This is a genomic window from Phormidesmis priestleyi BC1401 (genome assembly GCF_001650195.1).
In the GTDB taxonomy this organism is placed as follows: Bacteria; Cyanobacteriota; Cyanobacteriia; order Leptolyngbyales; family Leptolyngbyaceae; genus Phormidesmis_A; species Phormidesmis_A priestleyi_B.
Genome location: NZ_LXYR01000007.1, coordinates 37,473 through 57,781, shown reverse-complemented (window position 1 = coordinate 57,781; position 20,309 = coordinate 37,473). Strand labels below are relative to the sequence as shown.

The 20,309-nt window shown below is 49.4% G+C and carries 21 protein-coding genes; 6 read left to right on the top strand and 15 right to left on the bottom strand.

From position 1 onward, the window contains the following. Positions 1-113: 113 nt before the first annotated feature. Entirely contained in the window at positions 114-2,084 is a 1,971-nt protein-coding gene (gene nblS, locus A8707_RS05890; RefSeq protein ID WP_068815871.1) for a two-component system sensor histidine kinase NblS, read from the top strand. A 111-nt stretch (positions 2,085-2,195) separates the two neighbouring features. On the opposite strand, the gene A8707_RS05885 is transcribed toward nblS, so the two are convergent. The 4 genes from A8707_RS05885 to A8707_RS05870 are packed head-to-tail and all read right to left on the bottom strand — an operon-like array spanning position 2,196 to position 6,563. Then, entirely contained in the window at positions 2,196-2,885 is a 690-nt protein-coding gene (locus A8707_RS05885) for a cysteine hydrolase family protein (RefSeq protein WP_068815870.1), read from the bottom strand. Between the two features lie 4 nt (positions 2,886-2,889). Beyond that, positions 2,890-4,437 carry an ABC transporter ATP-binding protein gene (locus tag A8707_RS05880; RefSeq protein WP_068815869.1) on the bottom strand — a complete coding sequence of 516 codons (1,548 nt, stop codon included), beginning with the start codon at positions 4,435-4,437 and terminating at the stop codon, positions 2,890-2,892. A 36-nt stretch (positions 4,438-4,473) separates the two neighbouring features. Then, on the bottom strand, positions 4,474-5,421 hold the full coding sequence (locus A8707_RS05875) for an ABC transporter permease (protein ID WP_068815868.1): 948 nt from the start codon (positions 5,419-5,421) through the stop codon (positions 4,474-4,476). 47 nt (positions 5,422-5,468) lie between these two features. Continuing rightward, positions 5,469-6,563 (bottom strand): ABC transporter permease, encoded by a 1,095-nt coding sequence (locus tag A8707_RS05870; RefSeq protein ID WP_068815867.1) that lies wholly within the window; start codon positions 6,561-6,563, stop codon positions 5,469-5,471. A 154-nt stretch (positions 6,564-6,717) separates the two neighbouring features. Between A8707_RS05870 and A8707_RS05865 the strand changes: the two genes are divergently transcribed. Continuing rightward, a complete protein-coding gene (locus A8707_RS05865; RefSeq protein WP_068815866.1) occupies positions 6,718-8,184 on the top strand; it encodes an ArnT family glycosyltransferase in 1,467 nt (488 codons plus the stop codon). After that, positions 8,185-8,553, top strand: a complete 369-nt coding sequence (gene folB / locus A8707_RS05860) for a dihydroneopterin aldolase (protein ID WP_068815865.1) — start codon at positions 8,185-8,187, stop codon at positions 8,551-8,553. On the opposite strand, the gene nfi is transcribed toward folB, so the two are convergent. After that, a complete protein-coding gene (nfi, locus tag A8707_RS05855; protein WP_068815864.1) occupies positions 8,539-9,198 on the bottom strand; it encodes a deoxyribonuclease V in 660 nt (219 codons plus the stop codon). The two genes, folB and nfi, sit on opposite strands and share 15 nt — an antisense overlap. Positions 9,199-9,264: 66 nt before the next feature. Here nfi and A8707_RS05850 point away from each other — a divergent pair, with 66 nt between their 5' ends. Further along, the gene (locus tag A8707_RS05850) at positions 9,265-11,568 is read left to right on the top strand and encodes a bifunctional serine/threonine-protein kinase/ABC transporter substrate-binding protein (protein WP_068815863.1); all 2,304 of its coding nucleotides are present in this window, start codon (positions 9,265-9,267) and stop codon (positions 11,566-11,568) included. Here A8707_RS05850 and A8707_RS30145 read toward each other — a convergent pair. The 3 genes from A8707_RS30145 to murG form a co-directional block, all read right to left on the bottom strand. Further along, the gene (locus A8707_RS30145; protein WP_269452673.1) at positions 11,554-11,676 is read right to left on the bottom strand and encodes a hypothetical protein; all 123 of its coding nucleotides are present in this window, start codon (positions 11,674-11,676) and stop codon (positions 11,554-11,556) included. The genes A8707_RS05850 and A8707_RS30145 overlap by 15 nt on opposite strands. A 110-nt stretch (positions 11,677-11,786) precedes the next feature. Further along, positions 11,787-12,200 carry a type II toxin-antitoxin system VapC family toxin gene (locus tag A8707_RS05845; RefSeq protein WP_068815862.1) on the bottom strand — a complete coding sequence of 138 codons (414 nt, stop codon included), beginning with the start codon at positions 12,198-12,200 and terminating at the stop codon, positions 11,787-11,789. A 17-nt stretch (positions 12,201-12,217) separates the two neighbouring features. Next, on the bottom strand, positions 12,218-13,318 hold the full coding sequence (gene murG, locus A8707_RS05840) for an undecaprenyldiphospho-muramoylpentapeptide beta-N-acetylglucosaminyltransferase (RefSeq protein ID WP_068815861.1): 1,101 nt from the start codon (positions 13,316-13,318) through the stop codon (positions 12,218-12,220). Positions 13,319-13,466: 148 nt separating this feature from the next. Between murG and A8707_RS05835 the strand changes: the two genes are divergently transcribed. Together A8707_RS05835 and A8707_RS05830 are read left to right on the top strand one after the other, a co-directional pair. After that, positions 13,467-14,315, top strand: coding sequence for a hypothetical protein (locus tag A8707_RS05835; protein ID WP_068815860.1), 849 nt, complete (start codon positions 13,467-13,469; stop codon positions 14,313-14,315). Between the two features lie 161 nt (positions 14,316-14,476). After that, entirely contained in the window at positions 14,477-14,698 is a 222-nt protein-coding gene (locus tag A8707_RS05830; RefSeq protein ID WP_068815859.1) for a type II toxin-antitoxin system HicB family antitoxin, read from the top strand. A 131-nt stretch (positions 14,699-14,829) separates the two neighbouring features. On the opposite strand, the gene A8707_RS05825 is transcribed toward A8707_RS05830, so the two are convergent. The 7 genes from A8707_RS05825 to A8707_RS05800 are packed head-to-tail and all read right to left on the bottom strand — an operon-like array spanning position 14,830 to position 20,081. After that, positions 14,830-15,048, bottom strand: coding sequence for a type II toxin-antitoxin system HicB family antitoxin (locus A8707_RS05825; RefSeq protein ID WP_068815858.1), 219 nt, complete (start codon positions 15,046-15,048; stop codon positions 14,830-14,832). Further along, complete coding sequence (locus A8707_RS05820; RefSeq protein WP_068815857.1) at positions 15,045-15,311, bottom strand: type II toxin-antitoxin system HicA family toxin; 267 nt, start codon at positions 15,309-15,311, stop codon at positions 15,045-15,047. Before A8707_RS05820 ends, A8707_RS05825 begins: the two co-directional genes overlap by 4 nt. 34 nt (positions 15,312-15,345) lie before the next feature. Beyond that, complete coding sequence (locus A8707_RS28935) at positions 15,346-15,516, bottom strand: hypothetical protein (RefSeq protein ID WP_197484639.1); 171 nt, start codon at positions 15,514-15,516, stop codon at positions 15,346-15,348. After that, complete coding sequence (locus A8707_RS05815; RefSeq protein WP_068815856.1) at positions 15,513-16,985, bottom strand: tetratricopeptide repeat protein; 1,473 nt, start codon at positions 16,983-16,985, stop codon at positions 15,513-15,515. Before A8707_RS05815 ends, A8707_RS28935 begins: the two co-directional genes overlap by 4 nt. A gap of 17 nt (positions 16,986-17,002) precedes the next feature. After that, the gene (locus tag A8707_RS05810) at positions 17,003-18,304 is read right to left on the bottom strand and encodes a P-loop NTPase fold protein (RefSeq protein ID WP_068815855.1); all 1,302 of its coding nucleotides are present in this window, start codon (positions 18,302-18,304) and stop codon (positions 17,003-17,005) included. Between the two features lie 22 nt (positions 18,305-18,326). Then, on the bottom strand, positions 18,327-19,370 hold the full coding sequence (locus A8707_RS05805) for a tetratricopeptide repeat protein (RefSeq protein WP_068815854.1): 1,044 nt from the start codon (positions 19,368-19,370) through the stop codon (positions 18,327-18,329). 45 nt (positions 19,371-19,415) lie between these two features. Then, positions 19,416-20,081, bottom strand: a complete 666-nt coding sequence (locus A8707_RS05800) for an RNA polymerase sigma factor (RefSeq protein WP_197484638.1) — start codon at positions 20,079-20,081, stop codon at positions 19,416-19,418. Positions 20,082-20,309: the final 228 nt, after the last annotated feature.

The window sequence follows — 20,309 nt, the reverse complement described above, 5'->3', positions numbered from 1 at the left end:
TTTGCAGCCGTTCTTCAACCTGAGAAGGTGGGCTTAATTGTCTAGCATTAGGCAACTGTCTAAGAACTGCGAAACGGTCAGCGCGCTCTAGTCCTTCATCTCTGGTCTTGACCTTGGATTCCTCCTTAAAATCTGTTCGAGAAGTTTTGGTGCGCTGGTGGTCGGAGTTTACGCTCCAGACTAAGCTGATGGCGGCTGCAACATTGGTCGTGTCGCTGATTATGAGCGGTCTCACCTTTTGGGCAGTCAATACCATTCAGCAAGATGCGCGTGTCAACGATACCCGGTTTGGCAGTGATTTGGGGCTGCTGTTAGCGGCAAACGTGGCTCCGCTCGTCGGAGAAGACAACCGCACAGAATTGGCACGCTTTTCTCGCCGCTTTTATGGCAGCACGTCTAGCGTGCGCTACATGCTGTATGCCGATGCCAATGGCGAAATTTTCTTTGGGATTCCCTTCTCAGATTCTGAGGTGCAAAATTCGCTCACCATTCGCCGCCGCATTCAGCTTCCCGATAATTTTGCCGAGACTTCAGATCTGCCGATGGTGCGTCAACACCTAACCCCCGACGGTGAAGTGACCGACGTGTTTGTGCCCTTGGTCTATGAAGGGAAGTATCTGGGCGTATTGGCGATCGGCACCAATCCCAACCCAACGGTGGCGGCATCGTCTCACCTGACGCGAGACGTGACGGTGGCGGTTTTTGTCTCGATTTGGGTAATGGTGATTTTAGGCGCGGTGTTTAACGCTCTGCAGATCACAAAGCCGATTAAAGAACTGGTCGTGGGCGTTAAAAATATCGCCAAGGGCAACTTTCAGCAACGGGTCGATCTGCCCGTTGGGGGCGGCGTTGAGCTGAGTGAGCTGATTGCTAGCTTTAACGAGATGGCAGAAAAGTTAGAACGCTATGAAGAACAAAACATTGAAGAACTGACGGCAGAAAAAGCGAAATTGGAGACGTTAGTGGCAACGATCGCCGATGGTGCTGTGTTGCTCGACACCAATCTGCAAGTGGTGTTAGTGAACCCAACGGCTCGGCGCATTTTTGGCTGGGAAGGCAAGCCCGTTGAAGGCACGAATGCTCTGTATTGTTTCCCTGTTCCGGTGCAGGTCGAGCTAACTCGTCCGCTCTATCAAATTGCACGAGGTGAACTGCGTGAAGAAGTGGAGTTTCGCATTACGCTAACTGAACCCGTCAGCCGGACGCTGAGAATTTTGTTAAACACCGTTCTAGATGCTTCTAAGGAAAATGTCAAAGGTGTAGCGGTGACGGTGCAAGATGTGACTCGCGAAGCGGAGCTAAATGAGGCGAAAAGTCAGTTTATTAGCAATGTGTCTCACGAGTTGAGAACGCCGTTGTTTAACATCAAGTCATTCATCGAAACGCTGTATGAATATGGCGAAGACTTGACCGAGGCAGAACGGCAAGAGTTTCTAGAGACGGCAAATCGAGAGACCGATCGCTTGACTCGCCTCGTCAATGATGTGCTGGATCTGTCGCGTTTAGAGTCATGCAAGATTTACCACCTCGAAGCGGTTGATTTGGCACAGCCGATCGAGCAAATTCTTCGCACTTATCAACTCAATGCTAGAGATAAAGGCATTGAGTTGCTGCAAGAAGTCGAGGTCGATTTACCTCCGGTTTTAGGACATTACGATCTGCTCTTGCAGGTGTTTGCCAATCTAGTGGGCAATGCCCTCAAGTTTACCGAAACGGGCGGCAAGGTGATGATTCGTGCTCATCTACAGGCTCCCGAAATCGTGCGAATCGAGATCACAGATACAGGTCTCGGTATTGATCAGGAAGACCAGAACGCGATTTTTGAGCGCTTTTTCCGAGTTGAAAATCGCGTTCACACGCTAGAAGGAACGGGCTTAGGACTCTCGATCGTCCGCAATATTATTCAACGTCATCGCAGCCGAGTCTGTCTCGTCAGTGAAGTTGGAGTCGGAACGACATTCTGGTTTGATCTGGCGGTTTATCAGGATGAAGTGGCAGCGATCGAAGCTCTAAAGCTAGCCGAAGAATCTCACACGATCGAGGCGGCTGTCTCTGAGCCAAGTGCCGTCAGCGCACGTTTATGAGACGTAAGTGATGGGTTCTAATAGTTCAAATTTGCGGCAGAAAGTGATCTCAGAAACCTCATCGGTAGCTTTCAACCAACCGTTGCCATAAAGTGTTGAACTGCTGCAACTCTAAACTATTGCTGGGTTACTCCAAGATCGCAAGCCTTGCAGAACTCGATCGGTGGTGGCAGTCCAGCCAATAATGCCGCCTTGAGCGCGTACCATCTCTAACGTCGATCGCTTAAATTCTGGAAAGTAGCTCTCGGTTGCATCTTCGACTAAGAGACACTCATAGCCGCGATCGTTGGCTTCTCGCATGGTCGTTTGCACACAGACTTCGGTCGTCACCCCGGTGATCAGCAGGTGAGTCACGTTACGCTCTTTTAACAACGGTTCTAAGTTGGTGTTGTAGAACGCGCCTTTGCCGGGTTTAGAAATCACAATCTCACCGGGAAGGGGAGCCAATTCGGGAATGATGCCGTTCCCCGGTTCGCCCAAGACGAGAATGCGTCCCATCGGTGCAGCATCTCCGATCGTCAGTTTCCCCTTCCCCCGTTTGAGCTTTGAGACGGGACAGTCTGACAAATCAGGTTGATGACCTTCAGTGGTGTGAAAAATGGGAAGGTGCCGCGATCGACAGCCGTCTAATAACCGCTTGAGAGTCGGCACGATCGCCTGTAACAGGCTGACATCGTTTCCCAAAATGTCGCCAAATCCGCCCAGTTCCATAAAGTCGCGCTGCATATCAATGACGATCAGCGCGATGTTGCTGTCTTCAGGCAATTCGTAGTCATAGGGCTGTGCAGAGATAACCGTCATAGGGTTAATGTCCTGCCATGCTGCGTCCGATCGAGGCAAAATCAGCCTCCGCGATCGAGCTTTCATAGGCAAATTTGCCTTCACTGATCACGAGGATGCGGTCGGATAATTTCAGCAACTCGTCTAAGTCTTCGCTGACTAACAGCACGGCAACCCCTCGATTTCGAGCTTCTAAGATTTCACTGTGAATATAATCGACGGCGGCAAAGTCTAGACCAAAACAGGGATTTGCGGCAATCAGAAGGTTGATATGATCCGAGGAAAGCTCTCGTGCCAAAACCGTGCGCTGGACGTTGCCGCCAGAGAGATTGCTGATCGGGGTTTCGGGGGAAGGCGTTTTGATGTTGAAGGTTTTGATCAAACTCTGAGCCGCCTCTCGAATCGGTTTAAACAGCAGCACCCAACCTTTGGATTGGGGAGGACGATCGAACGTTCGCAGTGCCAAGTTTTCTGCCACGCTCATGTGAGGAACGCAGGCATTTTTGAGCGGCTCCTCTGGCAGCACAAAGACTCGATGTTGGAACATTTCGGTGCGGCTAGCTCGATAGACTTCGCCATTCACCAACACCTGCCCATCGGTGGCGGTGCGCTGACCCGCTAACACTTCGACTAATTCGCGCTGACCATTGCCAGAGATGCCCGCGATGCCGACAATTTCGCCACTGTTGACGGTCAGGTCTACGCCCGAAACCGCTTCTAACCCGTTGTCTTTGTTGGCGTGAATCGCTTGAATTTGCAGCACCGGGGCAGGATCGGGATGCAGCGTCTTTTGAACGGTTTGCGGAATGCGCTTTTCGCCCATCATCATCTCTGCCATATCGGCGATCGTCAGATCTTTAACTCTGCCGCTGCCAGCAAATTTGCCTTTTCGCAGAATGGTGATCTCGTCTACAAAGGCAGTCACCTCACGGAATTTGTGGCTGATCAGCAGCACGCTCAAATGCCCCGCGACGACTTCTTCACGAATCAAGCCCAGCACCTCATCGGCTTCACCAGGCGTTAGCACTGAGGTTGGCTCGTCTAGAATCAAGATTTTACTTTTGAGATAAAGCTGTTTGAGAATCTCTAGCTTCTGCTTTTCCCCAGCCGCGAGTTGCGCCACGGGCACGCTTAACGGCAGTTTGAATGGAGCCGTTGCCATAAACGCATTTAGCACTTCATATTCAGCTTTCCAATCAATCAGCGCAGCACTTTCATAGCGACAAAGCACAAGATTTTCGGCTACCGTCATCGCGGGGACAGAGGTGAAATGCTGATAGACCATCCCGATCCCATGTTTCTGGGCATCACGAGGACTGTCGATCGCCTGCACCTGCTGATTAAATCGCACCTCCCCAGAGGTCGGTTTATAAAAGCCCATGACGCACTTTACGAGCGTACTTTTTCCGGCTCCGTTTTCCCCCAACAGCGCGTGAAACGTTCCGGGTTTTAAGGTCAGCGAGACATTATCTAACGCGATCAGTTGACCAAATTGCTTGGTCATATTGACGACTTCGAGTTCGGGAGGCAAAGTAAGTTCTTTCATCTCGATCGTTTTGACGGCTGGCTTCATAGGGTTCACCACATTTAGAATGATACCGATGCAAACTTAGGTCAGAGTTCCTAACGCGCCCGGTGCGCCAGTCAGCGTCTTTTTAGGAGAACAGGTGATAATCATAATCAGCAGAGTCAAAATATAGGGCGACGCGTTGAAAAGATAATAGCCGCCCTCAATGCCGACAGCTTGCAGCGCAGGTCCGATCGATTGTGCCCCACCAAACAGCAGCGATGCCCAAAGACACTGAATCGGATTCCAGCGAGCAAAAATTACTAATGCAACCGCCATCAAGCCCTGACCGCTAGAAATCCGCTCTGTCCAGCTACCGGGGTAGTAGAGCGACAGATACGCTCCGCCGATTCCTGCCAAAAAGCTGCCTGCAATAATGCACAGCATTCGCACTTTCTTAATCGAGATTCCCATCGCTAACGCCGCATCGGGGCTATCGCCCACAGCACGAATAAACAAACCCCAGCGAGTAGACTTAAAGAACCACGCCATTAACGGCGCAATCAACACTCCAACCATCAGCAAAGGACTCACCTTTAAAGCAGACTGAATCTGAGGAATGTTGCTCCATGCGCCCAGTTCAAATGCAGGAAGTTGAGGCGCAGACGGTTGAATAAAGGGTTTACCAAAAAAGAAGGCGATGCCACTGCCGAAGATAATCATGGCGATGCCGACCGCGACATCATTGACTTTGGGCTGTTGAGAGAGCCACGCGTGGATGAAGCCTAACACCATTCCTGCCAAACCTGCGACTAATACGCCCAGCCAGGGTGCGATCGCCGAGCCGACCGTCTTTTCGCTCAGATAGGAAACTGCGTAGGCGCTCATGGCTCCGGTCAACAGCGTCCCTTCTAATCCAAGGTTGACTTTGCCGCTTTTCTCGGTCAAACACTCGCCCAAACTCACAAACAAAAACGGAGCGCTGCCGCGTAACATACCAGCCATGATTCCTAACGGAACGCCCCACCATCCGAGTGCTTCTGTTGCCATTTCAATGTCCTTTTGTTAGATGCGATCGCGAATTAATTTCCGAGAGTTTATCCCGCTAGAGGTGCTGAAGATGTGGGTGGAGTCACTACGTCGGGTTCTTTAAAGATGGCAAATCGTCCGTATAAAGATTCGCTGTAGAGAACGACGAGAAACACCAAGCCTTGAAAGACGTAGACTGTAGCATCGGGTAAGCCTAACTGTCGCTGCAAGATGCTGCCGCTTGCGAGAATGCCACCGAGCAGAATGGCAACGACACTAGCCGCGATCGGGTTATGTCGCGCAATAAATGCCACCAAAATTCCCGCATAGCCGTAGTTGGCGTTGAGTGATTCGTTTGCCCGACCGTGAACTGCCGCAACTTCGACCATTCCCGCTAACCCAGCAGATGATCCGGCTAGAAAGCAGATAGCGATCGTCAACTTCCCAACGGGCAATCCCGCAATTCGAGCGGCTTTGACGTTTCCACCTGCCGTCCGCGCTGCAAACCCGAACGTGGTGCGCTGGATCAAATAGTAAGCAATAATGCACACAACAATGCCATAAAGCAACCCATAATGGACTCGCGTAAAGGGAATCGTACCCAGCTTATCGATATCAGGAATCGGGAAAGTAGAGGGTTTGTTGAGCGAAGACGGATCACGCATCGGACCGCCGACCAGATGGTTGAGCAGCGCGATCGCGATGTAGTTCATCAGTAGGCTACTAATCGTCTCGTTAACGGCTCGATAGTGACGCAATGCTCCAACTGCGCCGATCCATAGCCCTCCGGCAATAATTCCCGCGATCGCCATTGCCAATTGGACGACGATCGGGGGGGCAAAATCGGCGACGCTTAACCCAGCAGCGACCGCGGCGATTCCGCCCATGACGAGCGCCCCTTCGTTGCCGATGATCACCAGCCCCAATCGTGCAGGAAGCGCGGTACACAAAGAGGTCAACATCAACGGTGCCGCCCGAATCAAGGTGTTTTGAAAGGCGAACCAACTGCCAAACGCCGCTTTATAAATCGCCCCATACACCGCGAAGGGATTTGCGCCAGCGGCAGCACAAAACAGCCCAAACAGAAAGAGTGAGAAAATCAGGGCAGCGATCGGAATCGAAACGGCTTCGAGGGTTCTGCGCCAGCGAGAGTAAGTCAGCATACGCAACCGGGTAAGAATGATAAATGAATATAATCCTTTTTGTTGAATAAAAGTGCATCATAGTGGACTAAATTTAACGATCGTGACAGGCGATCGAATGTCCCTAGAAGATTGACGAAAATCTGTGGCGATTGATATCTGACTCTCTACAATAATGCCCAAATCTTGGTTGCCTTCTCTAATTGCCTTTATTTTGCTGCGTCTCGTGTTTTGGTTGACAGCGTTCCCAAATTCTGATGAAGCTTATTATTGGCTTTGGGGTCAGCATCTAAACTGGTCTTACTATGACCATCCGCCCCTAAATGCTTGGATTCAAGGGCTGTTTACGGCAGCTTTCGGGCGATCGACGTTCACGCTGCGGTTACCAACCGTAATCAGTAGCGTCATAATCGCTTATATTTATGGTCGAATCGTTCATTATCTTTATCGAGATTCCATTCAGCAACGGTTTTGGCTCGTAATCAGTTTAGTCGCTGCATCCCCTTTATATTTTTTATTTTTAGCGTTGGCATGGCACGACCATTTATTGATTCTGTTTTCATTAACCTCTGGGTATTTATTCGTTACATTTCTTGATGGTTACACAGTCGATCGAAAAGGAGAGACGTGGCGACTTTATGGATCGGCGGTGGCGATCGGGCTTGCAGTTCTATCCAAATACAATGCGATATTTGTGCCCCTCGGATTTCTCGCCGCTATGATTGCCGATCGCCGACTGCGACCTCTTTTCTGGGATCGACGGCTCTATGTTGCGATCGCGATCGCCGCGACTGCGCTGATTCCAATTTTGCTGTGGAATCTCTCGAATGATTTTCAGTCATTTCATTATTATGTCGATCGCAGTGTTCATCCGGTTAATTCTGGAATTAAATTAGGTTCATTCACTGCATTCGTTGGTATTTCATTTCTAGTTGTTTCTCCATTCTATTGGAGCGGGTTTTATCATAGTCTCAAGCAACCCAGTCAGTTAATTCGCTCTGATTCTGTTTATTCTACTATTGCATTTTGGGTGTTTACTGTTTCGACCGTCATTCTTACCGTTATTTCTCTAATCTCTGCTGCGCTTTATTACTGGAATATTACGGCTTACCTTTTATTATTTCCATTACTTCCATCCGTTTTGATTCGACCTTCAAACGTGAAGCCAAAAGCATTTTTGGGCTTTCAGATTTACGGTTTATTTTTTGCAACGCTGTTGGTTATACATTATTGCTTTTTGCCATTATCTGCGTTGATTAGTAGAGATGCTGATCCAGATTCGCGAATGCTGTATGGATGGCAGGAAGTCGCAGTTGTCGTTAAGCAGCAAGCAGCAGAGTTAGAGCCATCTCCCTTATTGATCACAACCGATTATCGATCGGCATCGGCGTTGGCATATCAACTCAATGACAAAACGGTGAGGGCAATCTCCGATCGAGTCGATCAATTTGACTTCTGGTATCCGAGCGATCGCCCCTTTCAAGGTAAAAACGCAGTCATTTTATCGGATGATTGGTTTCCGGTTCAGTCAAGTTTAGTTGCGAAGTTCGATCGCGTCTCGCAGCCGATCGCTGTTCCCGTAATCCGGTTTGGGGTGTGGATCAAGAACTACTATATTCAAAAAGGCTATGGGTTTAAATAAATGGACTGCATTCACCTCACTAACATTCGCGCGTATGGCTACACAGGCGCGCTACCGGAAGAACAGATCTTGGGACAGTGGTTTGAAGTCGATTTAACGCTGTGGATCGATCTCTCGCACGCCGGACAGAGCGATCGATTGGCAGATACCTTAAACTATTGCGATGTGATCGAAGTCGTTCAACACTTAATCAAGACTTCGCGCCTAGTGCTGCTAGAACGATTAGCGACGCTGATTGCAGACTCGATTCTCACGTTCGATCGCGTCACTCAGGTACGGGTGCAGTTGATTAAACCTGCGGCTCCGATTCCTGACTTTAGCGGCAAAATCACGATCGACCTAACGCGCAGTCAATCAGCCAGACGCTAATTTGTGAGCAAAGCGAGCCGTTTTGGGCAGGCGATATTTTGTGGTGCAGCCCATCACATAGGCGATCGCGGTTTCTAAACTAATGCGATGACCGAGTGAAATGTAGAGTGGAAGCGTGTTGGGGCGGGTTTTGAGCACTGCGCCGATTGTTTCACCGCGATCGGAGAGTGGCTCCCAAGTCCCGCGAATATCTGGCACGTCAGCGTGTTTGCCGATCAAACGAGATTTTGCTACCCCGATCGACGGCAAGTTGATCAACACTCCCAGATGACACGCGATGCCAAACCGCCGAGGGTGCGCGATTCCCTGACCATCACAGAGTAGTAAATCGGGCACGATTTTGACCGCTGCCAACGCGTCTAAAACTGCCGGAACTTCTCGAAATGAGAGAAATCCCGGAATGTAAGGAAACGTGGTGGGACGACGAGCGATCGCCTGATCACACAACTGCAACTCTGGATAACTCAGCACCGCGACCGCCGCACGAGTCACCGTCCCATCTGCCTCAAACCCGACATCGACCCCCGCAACGTAATTCACCACCCCGAATCGATCGTGGGTGACCACCTCTTTTCGTAAGGTTTGCTGAATCTCGATCGCCGCTTCTGCCGTCAACACCCATTCATGTCGCTGCTCAATCTTCATTTTTCATCCCTCGTCCTTCCTCTGCATATCGCTCTACAATCAGGTTGTCTACCATCTGCGGGTGCAATGCTAGGACGATTGCTCAGTTCGCGATATCGAATCGTTAGGGTGCTGGGTTCAGGAGGGTTTGGTCACACTTATGTTACTCAGGATACTCAGCGTCCTGGGCATCCTCTATGTGTCTTAAAGCACCTCAGCTTTGCCAGCCACAACCCCGCTATTTTGCAGCAAGCGAGACGAATGTTTCTCTCGGAGGCAGAAACCCTAGAGAAGCTGGGCGAACACGATCAAATTCCGCGACTGCTGGCATATTTTGAGGAAGACGAAGAGTTTTATCTCGTTCAAGAATTTGTTGAAGGACATCCCCTCAGCGACGAACTGCTGCCAGGGAAAAAGCTGTCAGAAGATCAGGTGATTTTGCTGTTAGAAGATGTGTTGAGCGTCCTGGAATTTGTTCATGCTCAAAACGTGATTCACCGCGACATCAAACCTGATAATTTGATGCGTCGCGATCGGGATCAAAAATTAGTCCTGATCGATTTTGGTGCGGTTAAAAATATCGAACACACGATCGCCGAAGCCACCGGAATCACCGAGATGAGTCTGCCTGTCTACACGTCAGGCTATGGAGCCAGCGAACAGTGTTTAGGCAAACCTCGCTTTAGCAGTGATGTCTACGCCTTGGGCGTGATTGGCATTCAAGCCTTAACGGGGGCACGTCCGATCCAGTTGCCGCAAGACCCCAACACCTGCGAATTAGTGTGGCGCGACCTAATCGACGTGCGGCAAGACCTCGCGGCGGTGTTAGAAAAAATGACTAAATTTCACTTTAGTCAACGCTATCAAACCGCCGCCGATGCCCTTCAGCAACTCCAGGCATTAGAGAATCAAACCAAAGTTCCGCTGTCTCGATTTGATGCCGTTCGGGGTGCAGGAAGTCCCCATCAAGATGCCTCCTTATCTAGGCAACCTCGCCATCGATTTTTAGACAGTGCCTCGATGCCGCTGACGATCGCGACTGGCATCGGCGCGGCTGTCTCCCTAGCGATCGCTGCTTGGGCAATCACTCGCACTCTAACGCCCACGACACTATCGACGACAACTCCGGCTCCAATTCAAAACCAAATCAGTTTTGGCGAGAAAATCCTTACACCGGGACCCGTTTCGCCCCTCAAGCAAGAAGCCGCTGAACAGATTGCCGCCGGAAATTTTGGACAAGCCACCACTCTGTTAGAAAAAGTGCGTCGAGCCGATCGTGCCGATCCAGAGACGTTGATCTACTTGAATAACGCTCAAATCGGTCCGCAAAAATTTTATACCATTGCCGTAATCGTGCCCCTCAGCACTCAACCCAGTTCTTCGGAAGAGGTTTTGCAAGGAGTCGCCCAAGCGCAAAATCAGGTCAATCAATCTGGGGGAATTAACGGAGTCCGGTTGAAAGTCGCGATCGCCACCGACAACAGCAATCCAGAAGTCGCCAAACAAGTCGCCAAGGCGTTTGTAGACGATCCGACAGTCTTAGGCGTGATTGGTCACGGCACCAGCGATACCACCCTCGCCGCCGCCAAGATCTATGAATCGGGCGAACTCGTCGCCATCTCTCCCGTCAGTTCAGCCGTCGCGCTATCGGGGTTCAGCCCCTACGTGTTTCGCACCATGCCCAGCGACCAACTCCCGGCAAAACAGCTTGGCAGCTATATGGTGACGCAGCTTAAGAAACGCAAAGCCGTTGTTTTTTTCAACTCTACCAGCGCTTATAGCAAGTCGCTGAAAGATGAGTTTAGCAAGGCTTTATTTTATGGCGATCAAGGTAAGGTTGTCGAAGAAATCGACTTAAGCAAACCCGACTTTAACCCGGTTGCCAGTGTCGATCGAGCGATTCAGAAAGGGGCACAGGTGATCATGCTGGCACCTAATAATGACTTCTTCGATCGTGCCCTTCTGGTCATCAGCGCCAATCAAAATCGATTGCCTTTGCTAGCAGGAGACGCGCTCTATTCAACCAAAACTTTGCAAATTGGAGGCAGAGCAGCCGCAGGCATGGTTTTATCGGTGCCGTCTTATCAGGTTGAGCTATCAAAATCTGCCTTTCAAAAGCAAGCCAAGACGCTGTGGGGCAGATCTGTGCGGTGGCGAACGGTGTTAGCATACGACGCGACCGAGGCGTTGATTGGGGCACTTCAGCGCACGTCAACTCGGAAGGGCATTCAGCGATCGCTGGCTAGTCCCGATTTCTCAGTCATGGGAGCCATTCATCCCGTCAAGTTTTCTGAAAGTGGCGATCGCACGATCGATCTCGAACTGGTGAAAGTAATGGCAGTACGATCGGGCAAGCAATACGAGTTCAGAGCACTCTCAAAGCAGAAATAAGTAGACAGGCGCAATTAAAGTCGGCTTGTGGGGATGGGTTTCGGCTCCGGTCAACCCGCTGGGAGTTCTAGCTTTGAGCGTTGAGCGGAGCCGAAACGCGTCTTCCAATCAATTCCATCTACCTCCTTAAGAGATTGTTAGCGCTACCCAAGTGTAAAGTTCGATCATTTGCCGCATCTGAATCTAAGAACACCGTTTAACGTCCTGACCCGTTAGAGTTATTTGCCTATGAGTTCGGTTGTGCTCCAGTCTACGATCGCCAACCCCGGCATCTGCTCAAAATCTCGTCGATCGCGGGTGACAACGGTAGCATTCAGGGAAAGAGCGATCGCTGCAATCCGCATATCTTGCCGCAAACGCTTCTTCCGTAAAGGTGGATTGGCTTGAAGGATTTGAACGTAGCAATCATCGGCAGCGGCATCAAATTTAAGCACCCGAAAACTGCGAATAAACTCAACGGTTAGCCGAAGATTCTCATATTCAACTGTTAAATTACGCAGATCAGATAAATTATTCAACCGTCCCATCCATCCGTTGAAGATCTCTTGAACTGTGACGATCGTGCCTGATGGCTGAGTTTCTAGCCTTAGAGTCACTTTTAATCCGCTAGGTTGAGGATTCTGTAGGTTCATAGATTTTCCGAAAGCGCCTAGCCATGATTATATCTATAAGCAGAAGCCTGGATTTGTTGTCGAATCAATTGCGCCAACTGTTCGGCACTGTCCACGATCGCTAAAGAAGCGGCTTGTTTTGTCATTTGCTGAAGTCGATCAGGCGATTTCAACAACCTCAAAACTTGCTTTTCTAAAAGGTCTGGCGTGAGATCTGCCTGTCGATAAACCTCTGCGGCACCTGCTTGGGCAAAGATCGCCGCGTTGAAGGCTTGGTGATCCTCCGCCGCAAAGGGGTAAGGAATCAGAATCGATGGGGTGTGAGTGACTGCCAACTCAGTTAGAGTGCCAGCACCCGATCGACTAATCGCCAAATCTGCCCGTTGAAACAGAGCCGCCATATTGTTGTAGAAAGGCAAGACCACGTAGTGAGGATGCTGAAGACTGGTTGCGTCTGGATCGCTTTCACCCGTGAGATGCACAATCCACGCGCCTGCGTCAAACCAAGTCGAAGCAGCTTGTCGCACCATTTTGTTGAGCGCAACGGCTCCCTGACTGCCGCCAACCACCACAATCAGCGGCACCTGGTTAGGAATGGACAAATCGTCTAGACCGTCTAGGGCAGAGCGAAACTGCGATCGCACGGGAGTTCCCACACAGATCGTTTGACTGCGAGGCAAACAGGTTGCAGCGGCAGCAAATCCGATCGCGACGACACTGCACCAGGGCGCAAACCAGCGAGTCACTTTTCCCGGCAGAGCGTTTGACTCGTGGAGAATCACGGGCAAGCCGAGCGACCGAGCCGCCAAAATCGCTGGAGCCGCAATATATCCGCCCGTGGTGAATACGCCGTCAAAGTTGCCTTGCTTGAGCAGCGCTCTGACCTGACGAATCGAGCGAATCAATCCTAAAAGTATCTTTAAGGTGCCGAGTCCTAATTTTTGTTGAAATCCGGTGACAGAAATAGTGTGTAGGGGATAGCGATCGCCCACCAACTGCGTTTCTAACCGATCGGGCACGCCTAACCACTCGATTTGAAACTCAGGAAGCTGTTCAGCCGTGGCGATCGCCGGAAAAACGTGTCCTCCGGTGCCGCTTGCAGCAATCAATAAACGAATTGGTTTTAAGGTAGATTGCACAAGCAAGTTTGGAAATGACAGAGTGATTTTACCGCTAATTTCGAGTTGCGGTCATTTATGAATTCAAATGATCAATCACACAGAGTTCCGTAAATTGATTACTATCTTAGATGGCTGACCTCTGCCCTAATTATTGAAGCGATTTCCTATGCGTCATTTTCTGACTGTTCGATCGACTCTTGCTTCTCAAAATTCTAGACAGAACCCGTTTCGATCGCTGTTTTTGCTGACGTTGGGGTTGGCGATTGCGGGAGGCGGAAGCTTACGGAGCGATCGGGCAAGCGCTGCCACGCCAGAAACGGTTCCTCCGCAGCTAAAACAGGCGTTGACGCAGATCGATGCGGCGGCAAATCGCAAGAATTTGCAGGGAGTGATGCAGTTCTATAGCCCCACTTTTACGCACTCAGATGGGCTAAATCGGCGCTCGCTCGAACAGGCGTTACAGCAGCTCTGGGCACAGTATCCAAATCTGACTTATCGCACTGAGCTAAAATCTTGGCAACCAGACGGGCGAGGCGTTCGCGCTGAGACGGTGACTTATATTTCAGGCACGCAGACAGTGAATGGGCAACCGCTTAAGCTCGATTCGACGTTGCGATCGCGGCAGCGATTTGAGGGGCAAACCATCGTTCAGCAAGACGTGTTAGCCGAGATGAGCAAAGTCATGTCAGGTGAAAACCCGCCCGATGTGAAGGTGAGTTTGCCAGAGCAAGTGCGAGTCGGGCAAGACTTTAATTTTGATGCGATCGTTCAAGATCCTCTCGGCAGTGATCTGCTCTTAGGGTCAGCGCTAGAAGAATTGGTTAAACCGAGCGGCTACTTAAATCCAACGATCGCAGATTTAGAACTACTTCCGTCTGGGGGCATCTTTAAAATTGGTCGCGCCTCTAACACCCCCGACGCTCGCTGGATTTCTGCGGTGTTGGTGCGGCACGGAGGCACCACAATGGTGACGCAGCGATTGCGAACTGTTTCAAACACCCCAGCACTTAAGTAAATGCATCACGACTGAGACCTGCTAGATACCTGAAAAAATCCTCAATTGAGTGTGATCGTAATAATCGCATTCAAGAATGGTGATGATGTTCCCCTTTATCTAGAAAAACAACTGCGGAAGGCAAAGCTAGAACTGGAATCGGAACAATAGGAGCTAGACGAATGAATTACCGCCATAGCTTAATCATTCAATGGTCAGAAGAAGATCAACTTTACCTCATCACAATTCCTGAATTTTCACAATTAGTGATGCAACCCTGTACGCATGGAGAAAATTATGAAGAGGCAGTTCGGAACGCTCAAGAAGCGATCGAGAGTTATCTAGCCTATTGCCAGGAAGAAGGCATCACCCCTCCTCAACCAATGATTCCACAAGTTGCTTAATCTTTGAGTAATACTTGAAAACAATTATCCTCCAAGAATTGCGGCGCGATCGTCACCCCAAATGATCTTAAGATTGGCATTCAGTTTTACCACAGACTTCAGGCTGACCTTGTAAGGAAAAGGGTTGACTTTTAATTGAGTTGGTAGATTGCAGGTCGATATTTAGGTTCAGGAATTGGCTTCCCTGACGCTTTTGCCGCTTCAATCCATACAGATTTGGCAATCTCGACTTCGTGGACGGCTTCTTCAGGAGTGGCACCAAATGCAGAGCAAAACTTTAGGTCTGGAATGTCAGCGATGTAGCCTTCATCATCTTTGCTGTAGAACACATTGATATGGTAGTTGTTCATTCTTTCTCTCCAGCGTCTTTTATAGTGAGACTATATTGCTCAAGCAGCGTTAGAAATTGTCGAATTTGGTAAGATTTTGCCTGTCCTTTTTGATTTTGAAGGTTGACAAGCTCAGGAATATCAGGATGCTCGAAGACGTGGTGACTTCCTCCCACTCTAGATTGATAGAATCCAAATGCTTCTACCAGTGTAACTATGTCATTGAACGAAACATTTCTCTGATTATTGAGGATTTTTGCGAGTAGCTTACGCTTCTTGGTCATTGCAGGTCACATAGAGTCAAGCTCAATCGCTTCTTTAATATTTGAGTAGTGCTTGAAAATGATCGCTCTGTTGCTGCTGTAGCTTTTCTTTCTGTTGTTGCCAGTACGAAAGTTCTTCTAAAAGCGTCATGTTTTTGGTGTATTCGTGGACTTTTTTGGCTCCCGATCGCTTCATTTCAACACAATGAAAGTCTTTATTCTTCATTTTGGTTGTCCTTGAATTAAAGCTTGAAAACGATCGTCACTGCGAACCCTCTCAAAATCAGCATCGGTTTCTGCCATCTCACGATATTTAGGGTCGAGGTCGATCGCTTGCTTGAGAGTGGCGATCGCTAACTCAACCTGACCCTGCAACCCATAACAACGAGCTTTGATGTAGATTGCGCTATCGTAGTCTGGATTAATTTTTAGGGCTTGGTCACAGCTCGCGATCGCATCTTCGTAGCGTTGTAATTTACTCAGTGCAATGCCACGCACAAGCCAGGCTTCATATTTACCCGGTTTGTATTTCAGTGCTTGGTCATAGCTGACGATCTCATCTTCATAGCGTTGTAGTTTACCCAATGCAGTGCCTCGGTTGTACCAGGCGTAATTGTCGTCCGGTTTGTATTTTAGGGCTTGGTCATAGGTGGTGATCGCTTCCTCGTAGCGTTGTAGCTTATTCAATACCAATCCGCGACTGTACCAGGCATAATGGTCGTCTGGCTTGTACTTCAGCGCTTCGTCAAAGCTAGCGATCGCCTCCTCGTAACGTTTTAACTCAGACAGTGCAATGCCGCGAATGTACCAAGCTATATAGAAATCTGGCTTGAGTTTCAGCGCCTGGTCGTAACTAGTGATTGCTGCTTCGTATCGTTGCAACTTACTCAGGGCGATGCCACGAAAGTACCAGGCGTAATGGTCGTTCGCTTTGTATTTCAGTACTTGATCAAAGTTAGCGATCACCGCTTCATATCGTTCAGAGACAAAGAAAATATTGCCTTGCTCAAACAACAGATGTACCTTGACTTCCGGCGTTTGCTCAGGTTCACTAGCCCAGCATTGGATTTCTGCAACTCTGCGGTTTCTTTCTGCTTGCGTCCAAGTCAGATACTCGTCATATTTTCCCAACAGCCGCAGAGATTCTTGCTCTAAGGCATCTGAATTAGTTGGAAACTCATATACACCCGATCGCCAATCAAAAAAATCGGGCGCACGACGAATCAAATACTTCATCGCAAATAATGGCAGCAGAAACACGAAGCGAATAGGAAAATTATCGCGAAACCGTTCTCGCTGTAGATTGAGATTGCCTAACAGTCGCGGAACCGCTTTCCAACTGTAAGAATAAATCTCCTCACTGCTCCAGCCCTCTTCTCGTTTAGTCGCCTCATAGCTCAACAGCGAATACTCCAACCCCTGCACAAACAGAACCTCAGTGTCGTCATGCGCTTGCAAATAATCTGCAACACACTGATAGAAATTTCCATCCATCGCCGCATCAAACTTTAGAACCTCAATCTTCTGCGGCAAATCCTGTCGAATGCGGGCTATCAGTTTCGTTCCCTCTGATGGCGAACACTGGACAAAATATAAGCCAAAACCTTTTTTGCGGCGCAGCCCTCGCAGCAACCCCTGATATTCGATCGCCGGATCAAGGGGCGGTTCTTCATTCCAATCAAAAGCCTCTTGCATGATTGTTGTCCTAGAACCTATGGATAACGCTGCAACTCCTCAACGCCTCTCAGCAGGGGATGAATGTCATGCCAACGAATCATCTCCCCATTAGTATCAGTATATCGATACTCCAACACACAGCGCTTAAACAGCAAATTTCGATAGTCGTCATCATTCGCAATGCGCTTGGTCTTAAACACAGCCGACAGCTTTTCCCAATCGCCCTCATCCACCGTATCGCGGTAAGTGTTTCGAGCGCGGGCTATGGCTCGTCGCAAAGCACTTGCAGGAATCGGTAGCGTATCTGTCCAATCGAGGGAGCCTTGAATCAACTGCATCAATTCCCGCAGATGTCCCCCACTCATTAAGCAGAGTTGATCGACCGTTCCCGCAGCGTCAAAAATGTCTTGCTCCAACGTCACATTTTGAGCAAATTGAGCAATGCGCTGGTGAATCAGTTCCTTCACTTTAGCGATACCGTCAGCGTAAACATCTCCATTGCGCTGGTGTATCATCAGCATGGGTAAAACTTGACAATCACCATAATTATCTCGCAGCACAGACGCTCGATTAGAATACACGAGTGAAATCGGCACCGTATAAATGACATGACACTCTAAGCCGCGCAGTTGATTGCTGCGATCGATAAAAATCTCGTCATGATTAGTGCGCCCTTCCCCACGCGGCGACGGCACAATGCGATCGAGATTATCCACGATCACCACCAGCTTTTTCGTTGCTAATTTCTGTGTGGCTTCCTGAATAAATTCATTCAACGCTTCAATCAGCGAGATGGAGTGAATATCAATCTGTTCACGAATCTTTTGACGGGTGCTGGGAACTTGCCGCAGCGTTGCCGTCAGCTTTGCAAACTGTGAAACCTGCTGTTCGATTTTCAAATCATCAAATTTGATCTCAGTTAGCGCCAGATCTTTAAGCGACTGCCAACGCGACTTAAGCCAATTGGTTAACGGTGAAGGATTTGCCTGGTTTTGCAAGTCTTCAAGAATGTGGCGAGTGCAAGAGAGCAAAACATCGGTATATTGGGCATCTTCTTCATCAATATCATCATCTGCCGCAAAATAGACGACTTTGATTCCCTTGCTCTCCAGGTCTGCTCTCAGTCGCAGCAGTTCGGTTGATTTTCCGACTCCGCGATGCCCAGTATAAATTTGGCAAGTGGGTTTGTTCGATCGCTCAATCTTCTTTCCCAGTTCGCGCAGAATATCGTCGTTGCCTCGCACTGCATGACAATCGACATAAAACGGGTCTCCTGGCAGAAGCGGACGAAACGGATCAAACGCATTGTAAATATCATCTAACAGTTTTGGATTCATTGATTTGCGCCACTCCTCCACGTCAACGAATAAACTTGCGCGATCGCAGCGTCCCAATTTGCGTCAACAGTCCCTGCTGCTCTTGCGTGTCGTTAATCCCTTGAGCGATGGCGAACGCTTGTTGATAATAGCTATCGGCGGCAGTCAAATCGCCCTTGGCTTTGTAGAATTGCGCCAAACCTTTCAGCGCTGAGATCACCTGTTTAGAATCGTTTTGCTCCAACGCCAGTGCCAGTCGTCGATCGAGGGTTTCAGACGCATTGGAGTTTTGTCCCAAGCCGTAGAATGCGCGAGTCAGCCCTTCTAACGCACGGAACTGACTGGGACGATCGAGACTATTCTGTGAGACAAACAGCGCTTGTCGATAGCTCACCAGTGCCGTCCGATAATCGCGAGTCGCTTGGTAGGCATCGCCCAAATTGTTCAGCGTGTTGGCTACACCCGGATCGCTGGCTTGCTCACGCAACGGTTTCGCCTGCTCATAGTAGCGAATTGCATCTCTGTAGTTGCCCTGTGAGTAGGCGACGAGTCCCAGGTTGCTCAACGACAAGCCTAGCCCAGCGGGATCATTGATGTCTTTAGCGACTTTAAAGCCCTCTGCAAACGCTTTTTGCGCCTCCGAAACGCTGGCACGCTGCAACAGCAAGGTTCCTAAATTGTTAGCGGCATAGATTTGATTTTGGAAATTTTTAGTGTCACGGGCGATCGCTAAACTGCGCCGCACCGCATCTTCGGCTTCAGTAAACCGTCCTACTTGCGAATAGGCTTTACTCAGCGACTCGTAGGTAGTGCCTTCTGCCTCAACTTCTTTAATGGTGTGATAGATTTCTAGCGCTTGCAGCCAAGACCCGATCGCTTTATCAGAATATCCTACTTGCTGCTGCTGATTGCCCAAGCGCACGAGCCGATCGGCTTCAACGCGAGAAGTTCCGCGTGTGCCGTTGTAGAGTTTGATGCTTAACTGATCGCTCAGGTCTGACGCGATCGCTGGAGTCAGCGCAACTCCACCCGCCAACAGTTGAGCGAATCCCATCCCAACCGCCACTCGTGCTAACGTCCAACGCATTTCAGAACCTCCAGCCAGCAATATTAAGCGAACACAGAATCGTGACTAATCCAGACTAGCTTCTAAAGACGCTGAATCCAATCCGTATCCTTGAACGCTAGCGTTCCCATCTAGATAGATAGCTCTAATATCGTCTGGCAAAGTCGTTTCTAGTAGCTGATAGCCCTCACTCAGCCGTGCTTTGACTTCTGCCGGAGGAACGTATTCGCCCTCTGCTTGCAGATAGGCAGAAATTCGCGTGTCGCTCCAACGAAAGGTTTGCGCTAACGTCACCATCAATCGCAGCGTCGGCGGCAGGTGATCGAGTGCTCGATCGAGATAGCACCAAAAGGGCGGCGACATTGCCCGCAGGTTATAGTGAATTTCCTCCACGGGCGGCAGTTCTGCCTGATTAATGCAGAGGGCTGTGACGTTAATCAACCAACTCTGAAACGTGATTTCTTCGGAGCCAAACGATCGCAGATCGAGTCCGCCCATTTCAAAAAAGAGGTGTCGCCACAGCCGAGCAAACAAATAATCAGCCTGGACGGGCGACTTAGCTCGATGCTGAATCAGCGTATAGACCATCGGGCTATATCGGCAAAAAATGGCTGTAAAGTGTTGTCCAGCATCGGGATATCGCTGAAATAGCGTCAGTAATTCTTGGTCATTGTAATGAGACAGCGACTTGACGACCGGGTGATTGGCTTCTGGAAAAGTTGGGATAGCCACAGCTTGGATTCAAACTATAGGACGTGCATTGTAACTATATACAGCGTCTTTCTCGATTGGGAGATCTTTTTTTGCAAAATGTAGCGTCTTTTGAGGCTGAGATGGCTTAGATCTCCGCTCTGATCACCCAAATTTCTAAGTTTTTACCCCCTTTGTTACGGATTTGAGCAGATTGAGCTTGATAGAATGAATAGACTCAGGGATACTGATCACTAAGTTTGTTAATCG

Bases quoted from the DNA above. Each gene is read 5' to 3' on its own strand.
- A8707_RS05850 (WP_068815863.1), top strand. From the start codon at position 9,265: ATGCTAGGACGATTGCTCAGTTCGCGATATCGAATCGTTAGGGTGCTG.
- A8707_RS05805 (WP_068815854.1), bottom strand. From the start codon at position 19,370: ATGCGTTGGACGTTAGCACGAGTGGCGGTTGGGATGGGATTCGCTCAA.
- A8707_RS05865 (WP_068815866.1), top strand. From the start codon at position 6,718: ATGCCCAAATCTTGGTTGCCTTCTCTAATTGCCTTTATTTTGCTGCGT.
- A8707_RS05810 (WP_068815855.1), bottom strand. From the start codon at position 18,304: ATGAATCCAAAACTGTTAGATGATATTTACAATGCGTTTGATCCGTTT.
- folB (WP_068815865.1), top strand. From the start codon at position 8,185: ATGGACTGCATTCACCTCACTAACATTCGCGCGTATGGCTACACAGGC.
- A8707_RS05835 (WP_068815860.1), top strand. From the start codon at position 13,467: ATGCGTCATTTTCTGACTGTTCGATCGACTCTTGCTTCTCAAAATTCT.
- A8707_RS28935 (WP_197484639.1), bottom strand. From the start codon at position 15,516: ATGAAGAATAAAGACTTTCATTGTGTTGAAATGAAGCGATCGGGAGCC.
- A8707_RS05830 (WP_068815859.1), top strand. From the start codon at position 14,477: ATGAATTACCGCCATAGCTTAATCATTCAATGGTCAGAAGAAGATCAA.
- A8707_RS05820 (WP_068815857.1), bottom strand. From the start codon at position 15,311: ATGACCAAGAAGCGTAAGCTACTCGCAAAAATCCTCAATAATCAGAGA.
- A8707_RS05880 (WP_068815869.1), bottom strand. From the start codon at position 4,437: ATGAAGCCAGCCGTCAAAACGATCGAGATGAAAGAACTTACTTTGCCT.
- A8707_RS05875 (WP_068815868.1), bottom strand. From the start codon at position 5,421: ATGGCAACAGAAGCACTCGGATGGTGGGGCGTTCCGTTAGGAATCATG.
- A8707_RS05825 (WP_068815858.1), bottom strand. From the start codon at position 15,048: ATGAACAACTACCATATCAATGTGTTCTACAGCAAAGATGATGAAGGC.
- nfi (WP_068815864.1), bottom strand. From the start codon at position 9,198: ATGAAGATTGAGCAGCGACATGAATGGGTGTTGACGGCAGAAGCGGCG.
- A8707_RS05885 (WP_068815870.1), bottom strand. From the start codon at position 2,885: ATGACGGTTATCTCTGCACAGCCCTATGACTACGAATTGCCTGAAGAC.
- A8707_RS05845 (WP_068815862.1), bottom strand. From the start codon at position 12,200: ATGAACCTACAGAATCCTCAACCTAGCGGATTAAAAGTGACTCTAAGG.
- A8707_RS05815 (WP_068815856.1), bottom strand. From the start codon at position 16,985: ATGCAAGAGGCTTTTGATTGGAATGAAGAACCGCCCCTTGATCCGGCG.
- A8707_RS05870 (WP_068815867.1), bottom strand. From the start codon at position 6,563: ATGCTGACTTACTCTCGCTGGCGCAGAACCCTCGAAGCCGTTTCGATT.